This window comes from Bacillus sp. SRL543 (assembly GCF_984799205.1).
In genome coordinates, this window is sequence record NZ_OZ481794.1 from 493,049 (window position 1) to 504,696 (window position 11,648).

Annotated in this window: 8 protein-coding genes; 6 read left to right on the forward strand and 2 right to left on the reverse strand. The window is 48.5% G+C overall.

Annotated features, from left to right (window positions below; all coding sequences use genetic code 11):
- Window positions 1–47: 47 nt before the first annotated feature.
- The 4 genes from AC4E8B_RS02620 to AC4E8B_RS02635 are packed head-to-tail and all read left to right on the forward strand — an operon-like array spanning window position 48 to window position 7,121.
- Complete coding sequence (locus tag AC4E8B_RS02620; RefSeq protein WP_490216831.1) at window positions 48–998, forward strand: carbohydrate ABC transporter permease; 951 nt, start codon at window positions 48–50, stop codon at window positions 996–998.
- On the forward strand, window positions 991–1,815 hold the full coding sequence (locus AC4E8B_RS02625; protein ID WP_490216833.1) for a carbohydrate ABC transporter permease: 825 nt from the start codon (window positions 991–993) through the stop codon (window positions 1,813–1,815). The genes AC4E8B_RS02620 and AC4E8B_RS02625 overlap by 8 nt, the downstream gene beginning before the upstream one ends.
- A gap of 29 nt (window positions 1,816–1,844) precedes the next feature.
- Window positions 1,845–4,880 carry a beta-galactosidase, LacZ type gene (gene lacZ / locus AC4E8B_RS02630; protein WP_490216834.1) on the forward strand — a complete coding sequence of 1,012 codons (3,036 nt, stop codon included), beginning with the start codon at window positions 1,845–1,847 and terminating at the stop codon, window positions 4,878–4,880.
- A 24-nt stretch (window positions 4,881–4,904) separates the two neighbouring features.
- Window positions 4,905–7,121, forward strand: a complete 2,217-nt coding sequence (locus tag AC4E8B_RS02635) for an alpha-galactosidase (protein ID WP_490216835.1) — start codon at window positions 4,905–4,907, stop codon at window positions 7,119–7,121.
- A 40-nt stretch (window positions 7,122–7,161) separates the two neighbouring features.
- On the opposite strand, the gene AC4E8B_RS02640 is transcribed toward AC4E8B_RS02635, so the two are convergent.
- Window positions 7,162–7,650 (reverse strand): DUF2798 domain-containing protein, encoded by a 489-nt coding sequence (locus AC4E8B_RS02640; RefSeq protein WP_490216837.1) that lies wholly within the window; start codon window positions 7,648–7,650, stop codon window positions 7,162–7,164.
- 452 nt (window positions 7,651–8,102) lie between these two features.
- Window positions 8,103–8,981 carry a protease HtpX gene (gene htpX / locus AC4E8B_RS02645; RefSeq protein ID WP_490216838.1) on the reverse strand — a complete coding sequence of 293 codons (879 nt, stop codon included), beginning with the start codon at window positions 8,979–8,981 and terminating at the stop codon, window positions 8,103–8,105.
- Between the two features lie 248 nt (window positions 8,982–9,229).
- Here htpX and AC4E8B_RS02650 point away from each other — a divergent pair, with 248 nt between their 5' ends.
- Both AC4E8B_RS02650 and AC4E8B_RS02655 read left to right on the forward strand, forming a co-directional pair.
- Complete coding sequence (locus AC4E8B_RS02650) at window positions 9,230–9,970, forward strand: DUF1836 domain-containing protein (RefSeq protein ID WP_490216840.1); 741 nt, start codon at window positions 9,230–9,232, stop codon at window positions 9,968–9,970.
- A 121-nt stretch (window positions 9,971–10,091) separates the two neighbouring features.
- Complete coding sequence (locus AC4E8B_RS02655) at window positions 10,092–11,606, forward strand: MDR family MFS transporter (protein ID WP_490216842.1); 1,515 nt, start codon at window positions 10,092–10,094, stop codon at window positions 11,604–11,606.
- The last annotated feature ends 42 nt before the right edge of the window (window positions 11,607–11,648 follow it).

Below are 11,648 nucleotides of genomic sequence, written 5' to 3' on the forward strand. Positions count from 1 at the left end.
ATGAACGGGGCTTTTTCCTACTAGAAAAAGGTTGGGAGCTGATGAATATGATGCCGGCAAAAGCCAGCCAGACAGCGGCAGCAGCAAAGCCAGGGCAGGGACCTGGCACAGCAAGGCCAAGCAGAAGGCTTAAAATAAAGAATGGGGCAGTTGGGTGGTCGTTTATCACAATTGCAGCGGTATTGATTTGCTTATTTTACTTTTATCCGATGATCCAGGCATTGCTTCTATCGTTTCAGTCAGGGACAGGCGCAAACCTTCAATTCACCGGAATTGATAATTATACCCGGCTCTTGAAGGACCCTACTTTCCTGACGACGCTTAAAAATACAGTGATTTTCTTGATCGTCCAGGTGCCGGTGATGATTATCCTGGCTTTATTCCTTTCTGTATTGCTGAATAATAAAACGCTTAAGTGGAAGGGATTATTCCGGACAGCGATCTTTTTGCCGTGTGTGACCTCACTGGTTGCCTACTCGGTCATCTTTAAGTACCTTTTCAGCCAGGACGGAATCATCAATATTATGCTGATGAAGATGGCGATCATTGCAGAGCCGATTTCGTGGCTCACCGATCCTTTCTGGGCAAAAGTGACGATCATTGTGGCAATCACTTGGCGGTGGACGGGATATAATATGATCTTTTATTTATCGGCTCTGCAGAACGTGGATCAGTCAATCTATGAAGCAGCCAAAATGGACGGCGCCTCTTCTTTCCAGCAGTTCTTTAAAATAACGGTGCCCATGCTGAAGCCGATCATTCTCTTTACATCTATTACATCGACAATCGGGACACTGCAACTGTTTGACGAGGTCATGAATATCACTGCGGGCGGACCTGCAAACGCAACAATGACAATCTCTCAATATATCTATAATCTTTCCTTTAAGTACACACCTGACTTTGGCTATGCTGCAACGGTTTCATATGCCATTGTCATTCTGATCGTCATTTTCTCCATCATTCAGTTTAGAGTGGCAGGTGATAAGAATGAGTAAATCGAATCGTATAATAGCGTATACCGTGCTGGTGGCGGCTTCTATCATCTCTATATTTCCATTTTTATGGATGATCGTCAGTTCAACAAACAGGTCAGCCGATGTGACGAAAGGCAAATTGCTTCCAGGCAGCCATCTTATAGAAAATATTACAAATCTCCTGAATACGGTTGATTTAGTGCCGGCTTTGATGAATTCAGCGAAAATATCGATTTCTACGACCCTGCTGGCCCTTCTGATTGCTTCACTTGCAGGCTACGGGTTCGAGATTTACCGAAGCAAGGCGAAGGATATCGTGTTCAACATCCTGCTCTTATCCATGATGATTCCATTTGCTGCTTTAATGGTGCCTTTATTCCGCATGTTCGGAACCATTTCGCAGACCATGCCGATGATCGGGATCGATACCCTGACGGCAGCCGTCCTGCCGACAATTACAACGGCTTTCCTGATTTTTTTCTTCAGGCAGAGCACAAAGATGTTTCCGCGTGATATTCTCGAAGCCGGGCGGATCGATGGTCTTTCTGAGCTGGGCATCTTTTTCCGCATTTATGTGCCAACCATGAAAACAACATATGCTGCAGCTGCGATCATCACCTTCATGGCAAGCTGGAACAGCTATCTTTGGCCGCTGGTTGTCCTTCAGTCGCCAGAGAACCAGACGATACCGCTTTTGATTTCAAACTTAGGCTCAAGCTATTCGCCTGACTATGGTGTAATCATGACAGCCATCGTCATTGCGACCCTCCCGTCTGCACTGATTTTCTTCATTATGCAGAAGCACTTCGTGGCAGGGATGATGGGATCGGTTAAATAAACTTTTTATAAAAGGAAGTGTACGGAAAAATGTCTTCAATTCCTACTATAGACTGGCTTTCAGATGTAAGTGTGTTTGCGGTGAACCGCCTCCCCGCACACTCAGATCATAAATACTACAAAACGCTGGAAGAAGCCAAGGCTGGTTCATCCATGAGCATGCGACACAGCTTGAATGGCAGCTGGAAGTTCAATTACTCAATCAATCCTGCTATGAGGCCTTCCGAATTTTATAAACAAGGCTTTTCGTGTGATGGCTGGGATTATATCAATGTCCCTGGGCATATCCAGCTGCAGGGCTATGGCAAGCCTCAGTATGCAAATACGATGTATCCATGGGACGGGCTTGCTGATGTCCGTCCGCCGGAAATTCCGCAGGACGTTAATCCTGTCGGGAGCTATGTAAAAGAATTCACTGTTCCTGGCACCATGGAGGGCAAGCCTCTTTATATTTCATTCCAGGGAGTGGAGTCCGCTTTTTATGTATGGCTGAACGGAGAATTCGTCGGCTACAGCGAGGACAGCTTTACTCCGGCCGAGTTTGAGCTGACATCATACCTTAAGGATGGGGAAAACAAGCTGGCTGTTGAAGTATTCCAGCGCAGTACAGGAAGCTGGCTGGAGGACCAGGATTTCTGGCGCTTCTCCGGCATCTTCCGGGATGTGTATCTGTATACGGTGCCTGGCACTCACATCCGCGACCTGGATGTCAGGACAGAGCTTGATGACAATTTTACCAAGGGGACGCTCAAGGGAAGGCTGGACCTGCTGAAGGGCAGTGATGTACCGTCACGGATTGCAGCAGATTTATATGACGACCTTGGGAACCTGGTTTCCTCAGGAGAGGCAGTTGAAAGCGGCGGGAGCTGGGAATTCACGATTGGGCTCGACTCTCCTGCATTATGGAGTGCGGAGCAGCCTAACTTGTATAAGCTCTATCTTACGGTATATGGAGAAGACGGAAGCGTAGAAGAGGTTGTGCCGGAAAGAATCGGCTTCAGAAGGTTTGAAATGAAACAGAAAATCATGACCCTGAACGGACAGCGGATTGTCTTTAAGGGCGTCAACCGGCATGAATTCAATTGCCGCACGGGAAGGGCCATCACCAGGGAAGATATGCTTTGGGATATAAAGACGCTCAAGCAGCATAACATCAACGCAGTCCGCACCTCCCATTATCCAAACCAGAGCCTGTGGTATGAGCTTTGTGATGAATACGGAATTTACGTTATTGATGAAATGAATCTTGAAACGCATGGGTCGTGGCAGAAGATGGGCAAAGTCGAGCCTTCCTGGAATATCCCGGGCAATCTGCTGGAATGGGAGGATATCGTCATGGACCGCGCCAATTCCATGTATGAGCGCGACAAAAACCATCCATCCATCCTGATCTGGTCCTGCGGGAATGAATCATATGCAGGTGACGTAATCCTGAATGTATCAAAATACTTCAAGGAAAAGGACCCCGGGAGGCTCGTCCATTATGAAGGGGTATTTTATGACCGCAATTACAGCGAAACGAGCGACATGGAAAGCCGGATGTATGCCAAGCCGGCTGATATTGAAAAATACTTGACCGAAGATCCTGAAAAGCCATACATCAGCTGTGAATATATGCATGCGATGGGCAATTCGCTTGGGGGCATGTACAAATATACTGATCTGGAAAATAAATACCCGATGTACCAGGGCGGCTTTATTTGGGATTATATTGATCAGTCACTGGTGAAAAAAGACCGTTTCGGCAAAGAATTCCTGGCCTATGGCGGGGACTTTGACGACCGGCCGACCGATTATGGCTTCTGCACGAACGGCATTGTATATGCCAACCGCGAGCTGTCCCCGAAAATGCAGGAAGTGAAATTCCTGTATCAGGACTTTAAGCTGGAAGTAGAATGGGCCGGTGCCAGGATTAAAAATGAAAGCTTGTTTACGAATCTGGATCGGTACGACCTGCAATATACACTGCAGCATGAGGGACAAGAGATTTTCAAAGGATTTTCGTCCTTGTCCGCAAATCCAGGAGAAGAAGGATATGCAGCCTTCGAATGGCCTGAATCTATCAGAGAGAAGGCTGGTGAGTACTGCATTACAGCTTCTCTTCTCCTCAGAGAGCCGGAGCAATGGGCTGAGCAGGGGCATGAAACTGCATTCGGCCAATATATTTTTGAGGTGGTAGGTGAGCAAAAAGCTGAAGCAGTGCTTGGGAAACTAAGGGTTGTAGAAGGAGACGTAAATATCGGTGTCCATGGAAGCGATTTTTCCATCTTATTCTCTAAGCAGGCTGGAACACTTGTCTCGCTGAAATATGCCGGAAAAGAAATGATTTCCTATCCGGTCTTCCCACTGTTCTGGAGAGCCACTACCGACAATGACAGGGGATTTGCACAAGGATTTACATCAGGGGCGTGGTATGCGGCCAGCCTGGCAAGGCGGTGTACAGCGGTTGAAGTGAAGGAAGAAGCGGGCTATGCGGAAATCGTATTCCGCTATCAATTCTCCATCAGTGAAGAAATGAACACAGCGGTCCATTATACAGTCCGCGGTGATGGCTCACTGCATGTAAAATCCGTTTATAGCGGGGCAGACAACCTCCCGCAAATGCCAATTTTCGCCCTTTCCTTCAAGGTGCCGGCTGAATATGAAAAGCTTGACTGGTACGCCCTTGGGCCGGAAGAAAATTATGATGACCGTAATCGGGGAGCCAGGCTTGGAAGATTCCAGAACACAGTGAAGGATAATGTCTCCGGCTATGTGATGCCGCAGGAGTCCGGAAACCGGACCGGCGTCCGCACAGTGGACATAACCAATCATAACGGTTCAGGCATCAGGATCTCAGCAGAAGGGGAGCCGGTTGAGTGTACAGTCTCTCCATACACGGCATTTGAATTGGAGCATGCAAACCATCACTATGAATTGCCTGATATCCATTATACAGTGGTGACCGTTGCCGGCCGCCAGATGGGTGTGGGCGGCGATGACAGCTGGGGGGCTCCTGTCCACAGCGAACATATAATCCAGCCGGAGAAAGACATGGTATTCGAGTTTGTCATTGAGCGGGTGTAAGAATTTTTTGAAGCAGGTGATTTTATGCTAATACATGCAAATAAAGAGACCAGACAGTTCCATCTGACAAATGGGCAGGTCAGCTATATTTTCCACGTCATGAAAAACGGCCAGCTTGGCCATCTATATTATGGAAAGGCGCTGCGGCACCGGGAGGATTTTTCCCACCTTCAGGTCTATGATGTCCCGACCCCGGCGAGCTGCCATCCCTATAAGGATGATCCGGCATTCTCACTGGAAACAATACGCCAGGAATATCCAGTATACGGGAGCTCTGACTTCAGGGAGCCTGCGATCCTTGTCAAAAAGGATGGCCTGAATCATATTCCGGATTTTCGCTTTGACCGGTTTCAGGTGATGGAAGGAAAGCCCCGGCTTGAGGGGCTTCCGGCCACCTATACAGATGAGAGCGGGGAAGCGGGCACACTCCAGATCTTTTTAAGGGATGAAAAGCTGCAGGCCGAGCTTGTACTGAATTACACTATTTTCAAGAATCTGCCGGTGGTTACAAGAAGCGCAATGCTCATAAATGAAGGGGGAGAGCCACTCGGAATAGACCGATTGATGGGTGCATCGATTGATTTCCCTGATAGCAGCTTCCGCTTCCTCCATTTGGCAGGTACCTGGTCAAGGGAGCGCCATATTAAGGAAAGAAGGCTGGAGGCCGGAATTCAAGCGATATCAAGCATTAGGGGGGCAAGCTCCCATCACCATAATCCGTTTGCCGCATTAGCGCGGCTTGATGCAACGGAGCATAGCGGCGAGGTGTTTGGCTTCAATTTTGTCTACAGCAGCAACTTCATCATCCAGGCAGAGGTGGACCATTATGATGTGACCAGGCTGACGGCAGGCATCCATCCTTTCGGGTTTCACTGGTCGCTTGGAGAAGGTCAGTCCTTTCAGACTCCGGAGATGGTGATGGTTTACTCTGACAGCGGGCTGAACGGAATGTCTCAGGCCTTCCACGACCTTTACCGGAAGCATTTGATCCCCGCGCAATGGCGTACCCAGGAAAGGCCGATCCTGATCAATAACTGGGAAGCCACCTATTTTGATTTTAACGAAGAAAAGCTCGTGAATATCGCAAAATCAGCCGCCGATCTGGGCATCGAGCTGTTCGTCCTGGATGATGGCTGGTTTGGCAAGCGGAATGATGACACCACTTCTCTCGGTGATTGGGAAACAGACGAAGCCAAGCTTCCGAATGGGCTGAGTAAGCTCGCAGAACGAATAAGAGATACCGGGATGAAATTCGGGCTTTGGTTCGAACCGGAAATGATCAGTCCGAACAGCCGCCTGTATGATAAGCATCCTGATTGGGCGGTAGGCAATACGCTGGGGCGGAATCAGCTGGTGCTGGATTTCTCCCGCGGGGAAATTGTTGAATACTTATATGAAAAAATGTCAGGCATCATAAGAACAACAGGATTGTCCTATATAAAGTGGGATATGAACAGAAATATAACGGAAGCCTTTTCGGGGAAGCTCACTGCCGGACAGCAGGGAGAATTCTTCCACCGTTATATTCTTGGAGTGTACCGCTTGTACGAAAAGCTGACAGCAGAATTCCCTGAGGTCTTATTTGAGTCCTGTGCAGGCGGGGGCGGCAGGTTCGATCCCGGAATGCTGTTTTATGCCCCGCAGGCATGGGCGAGCGATGACACAGACGCAGTGGAAAGAATGAAGATCCAGTATGGGACCTCTCTTGCCTATCCTCTGTACAGCATCGGATCACATGTATCAGCAGTCCCGAATCATCAGACCTTAAGAGAGACTCCGCTATCTTCCAGGGCCAATGCGGCCTTCTTCGGAACATTCGGTTATGAGCTGAATCCGCTCAATCTATCAGAAGAAGAGCGCGTCAGTGTCTCAGAGCAGGTTTCTTTTTATAAGCAGCATCGGAGCTTAATACGGGATGGCATTTTTACTAGATTATTGAGTCCTTTTGAAGGGAACGAAACAGCCTGGCTGACAGTCAATGAAGACAAGACAGAGGCGCTTGTGGGCTGGTATAAGGTACTGGCAACAGCGAACCCTCCAAAGCAGCAGACCCTGAAGCTTTCAGGGCTGGAGCCTTCAGTGATGTACCAGGTCTCTGGAAGCAGCATAAGGTATTATGGCGATGAGCTTATGCAGTCAGGACTGCAGCTTCCCGTTGAATTCAACGGGGCCAACGGCAGGACTGCCGAGCGCGGCGGAGATTACCAATCTTGTGTGTTTCATCTAAAGGCAATAAAGTAGAAAGGGCGGATTCACCGCCCTTTTTCTATTGGCCAAGCTATCAAACTGCCGAACCAGCCATCCCTTTGCCTTTAACAAACCTCCCGAAAAGAAAACGGACAAGCGGCCCCATGATAAGAAGCTGCAGGGGCAGGGCGAAGATAAAGTTTTTAAGAGCGATTGATCCGTAGCTTTGCACCCATGATCCCCCAGCCAGGTGTCCGGTGAAATAGGCAGTGATGAGTCCATATAAAGACATAAGGAGAACCATTCCCGCTACCATGCATAATGACATAGAAACAATGCTGAAAAATTTATTAGATTTGTCATATGGCAGCATAGAAGCAATCCTTCCGGCAGCAGGACCTACGATGAATATTTCCAGTACAATCGCCACAGCAAAGCCGGTGATATACTGAAAGATTAACGAAGAGAACGGTATTTCACCGATCATTCCATTGATTACGAGATTATAAGTGGTCATAGCTGCCACCATTCCCAGGCACATCATCAGCCCGAACTGCAGGCTTTCTTTTTTCGTTGTCGGCACTTTCATCATCCCTTCTTTTGATACCCAGTTATTATAGGGAGAGAAGGAACCGCCTCGTAAGTGAACATTTTGTGAACTTTTTTATATGGCAAACAAAAATAATTTCTCCCTGAAGAAAGGTACTATGATATTCTTCCGTTTTTATCAGGAAAGTCATCCGGCAATTCCCCATCCAGGCTTCAGAACCGAAGAATGCAGATGCCCCAAGTGTTTAAGCCTCTTTAATCAAACGTTTGATTAAGAAGAAAACTCCGTATCTTTCTTATAGCGGGTTCTCTTTTAAAAAAATTTAAGCGGGGAACGCAATAATAAATGTGCAGTTGAAAGGAAGGATAGGAGACGCACTGCAGCAGCAGTGCTTTTTCTGTTTGAGGGAAGCGGAAAGCAAAAAATGCCGGCCCGCTAAATCCGCCGGGGGAAGGGCGGCCTTTAACGAGCCAGCATCAGGTATATCAGCTGTTTAAACGTTTAATTCTATCATCCAGATCAGGGTGAGTAGAGAATATAGATCGTTTGCTTTTATTATTGATTTTCAAGGTGGATATCGCTGTCTGCTCTTCGCCTTTCATGCGGGCAGAGTAGGCTTTCAGCATCTGCAGGGCATGAGTCATTTTATCCCTGCCGGCAAGGTCTGCGCCGCCGCGGTCAGCGTGGTATTCGCGATGCCTTGAGTAGGCGAATACGACGAGGCTTCCAAGAATCGAGAATGCAATCTGGAAGATTATCACGGCGATGAAGTGGACAATCGGCGCCATTTCTTCTCTTACGAAACGTGATGCCACCCAGGCAGCAATACGCGCCAGAAAGACGACAAAAGTGTTCACTACACCCTGAAGGAGGGTCATGGTCACCATATCGCCATTCGCAATATGGGCAACCTCATGGGCAATGACGCCTTCAATGGCATCGTCATCCATTTCCTGAAGCAGGCCAGTCGATACTGCAACCAATGAACGTTTTTTGGAAGGTCCGGTCGCAAATGCATTAACCTCAGGGGAATGATAGATTCCGACCTCCGGCATATGTGTGAGTCCCGCTGCCCTTGAGAGGCGGTGGACTTTTTCAACAATCTGCCTTTCAGAAGGAGATAAAGACCCTTCAGGCTTCAGCACCTGGACATTCATCATCCGCTTTGCCATCCAGCGCGACATTGCCAGAGAGATGAAGGATCCGGAAAAACCAATGACAGCACTGAGTATCAGCAGGGAAGCAAAATCAATCCCGCCCTGTGCATTGATGTAATTTCCGCCGCCGATCAGTGAAAAAATAATCGAGATGGTCAACAGAACCAGCACATTGGTCAATAAAAAGTAAAATATCCTTTTACCCAATTTTTCTCATCCTTTTTATATAAAATTTTAAGGTCATTTGAACTTGTAACTTGACCTTATTTTATATGATTATGCGCAAATAAGCAAGTATAAAACACCTTGCCAAAAACTTCGTGCCAGGCACCGCAAAAAAACAAAACCGCCATTTTTGTCCACGGAGGGTGCCTGGCACGCTGAAGCACCGTTGACGGTGTCAGAGGAAAGATTTAGGATAGGGTTACAAAGTATCGGTCGGGAGTTGAGTGAGTATGGAGTTGTTTCAGTTGTCGAGGGCCAGGATGGCGGAGCTTTTGTTTGCCCTCAGAGGGGAAGGGGAGAAGAATCCGAAGGCAGTTTTGCAGGAAGCGTGGAAGTCGGGCCGCCTGACCAATATATATGGGAAGAAGCTGGAGATTTTCACAGAGGCGGATTTGCCGGCGGTTTTTGAAAAAATTATGAGGAAAACTCCGCCGGTTCCGGGCTTCAGTGTCAACGAGATTGTCTCGCTCGGAAATCAGATCGAGTATACCAGCCTCTCATCCACAGCTGTGCAGAACTGGGTGAAGAGGGAAATGCGCGAGCTGGTCGGAGCGCCCCAGGCGGGGAAGAAATATACCATAGACCAGGCGGCCATTCTTTTTATTGTGGAGGATCTGAAGTCGGCTTTGGATTTCGGTTCGATCCGCAAGATTTTGACTCTTCTTTTTAATAATCCGGAAGATAGGTCAGATGATGTCATCGACCCGATCGTCTTCTATGCTGGATACGCCGGCATTTTTGAAAAAGTGCATCCCCGGAAGCTGGCTGAAGGCACTGCACATTTTCAGGTCGAGCAGGAAATCCGGAGAGAATCAGCGGAAGCGGTGGAAGTATTAACAGAATTGACCGGATCTCAAAAGGAGCTTGTATCCAATGTGCTGACAACCGCAGCCCTTACCGTGCTGTCAGCCTACTATAAGACACTCACAAAGAAATATGTGAGTGCAACCCTGTTTCTTAACGGGGAATAAGATGCCGCAGTGCCCCGATGGAAGAGTTTGTCGAACGGGCAGTATTGATGTTTAGTAGAATAAAAATTAAAATTGAATAGATTTCATCTTTATACTAATTCAGTTTTAACGGAGGGTTAACGTGGCAGAACAAAAGAATATAAATCTGGTAGTGGCCGGGCTTCTGCTGGGCATCCTGATGGCAGCGATGGACAACACGATTGTTGCCACAGCGATGGGAACCATTGTGGCAGACCTGGGCGGATTCGAACAGTTTGTCTGGGTCACTTCAGCCTATATGGTCACCGTCATGGCGGGCATGCCGATTTTTGGGAAGCTTTCCGATATGTACGGCCGCAAGCGCTTCTTTATTTTTGGACTGGCCGTATTCCTGATCGGCTCTGCCCTTTGCGGGCTTGCCCAGTCGATGGTCCAGCTCAGCGTATACCGGGCCATCCAGGGGGTTGGCGGAGGAGCCCTCATGCCGATTGCATTTACGATTGTATTTGATATTTTCCCGCCTGAAAAACGGGGGAAAATGACCGGTCTGCTGGGGGCTGTGTTCGGAACAGCCAGTGTCCTGGGCCCGCTGCTCGGAGCATTCATTACCGACTGGATCAGCTGGCATTGGGTTTTCTACATAAATGTACCGATCGGGATCGTTTCTTTCTTCCTGATCATCAAGTACTATCATGAATCCAATGACTATCAAAAGCAGAGAATCGACTGGGCCGGTGCTTTCACCCTGGTGGCTGCAGTTGTCAGCCTTATGTTCGGCCTTGAGCTTGGCGGAAAGGAATTCGCCTGGGATTCTTTCCAGATCATCGGCCTGTTTGCCGGCTTCGTCATCTTCTTCTTTGCATTTCTATGGGTGGAGACGAGAGCGGATGAACCGATCATTTCTTTCTGGATGTTCAAGCGCCGCCTTTTCGCAACCTCCCAGATCCTTGCTTTTCTTTATGGAGGCACTTTTGTTGTCCTGGCCGTGTACATCCCGATTTTTGTCCAGGCAGTGTACGGCGGATCAGCTAAAAACGCAGGGCTGATCCTGACGCCGATGATGCTTGGATCTGTGGCAGGCAGCGCCATTGGCGGTATTTTCCAGACGAAAACCAGCTACCGTAATCTGATGGTCATCTCGGTCATCTCCTTTTTTACCGGGATGCTCCTGCTTGGCAATATGACGCCGGATACAGCCAGATGGGCTCTGACCATCTTCATGGTTCTCACAGGATTTGGCGTAGGGTTCTCGTTTTCACTGCTACCGACAGCATCCATCCATAACCTGGATCCGAGATACCGCGGTTCAGCCAACTCAACGAACTCATTCTTACGTTCGCTTGGCATGACGCTTGGCATTACCATCTTCGGAATCGTCCAGCAGAATGTGTTTGCTGATAAATTGCAGAATGCTTTTAAAGGCATGCAGGGCAGCGGGGCAATGCCGATGGGCGACCCGCAGCAGCTGTTCGAACCGGCGGAGCGGGCAAAAATCCCGGCCCCGGTTCTTGAAAAAATCATTGCGGGGATGTCAGACAGCATCACCATCATATTTATGCTGGCCCTCATCCCGATCGGAATTGCGGCAGTGACCATCCTCTTTATGGGGAAAGAACGCGTCGAAATCAACAAAAAAATAGAAGAGCCGCAGGAATAGCGGCAGCTGGCCGGCAGGGGTATCCTGCCGGTTTATTTTGTC

Coding starts and splice junctions, on each gene's coding strand:
- AC4E8B_RS02625 (WP_490216833.1), top strand. CDS start 991: ATGAGTAAATCGAATCGTATAATAGCGTATACCGTGCTGGTGGCGGCT.
- AC4E8B_RS02620 (WP_490216831.1), top strand. CDS start 48: ATGATGCCGGCAAAAGCCAGCCAGACAGCGGCAGCAGCAAAGCCAGGG.
- AC4E8B_RS02635 (WP_490216835.1), top strand. CDS start 4,905: ATGCTAATACATGCAAATAAAGAGACCAGACAGTTCCATCTGACAAAT.
- AC4E8B_RS02650 (WP_490216840.1), top strand. CDS start 9,230: ATGGAGTTGTTTCAGTTGTCGAGGGCCAGGATGGCGGAGCTTTTGTTT.
- lacZ (WP_490216834.1), top strand. CDS start 1,845: ATGTCTTCAATTCCTACTATAGACTGGCTTTCAGATGTAAGTGTGTTT.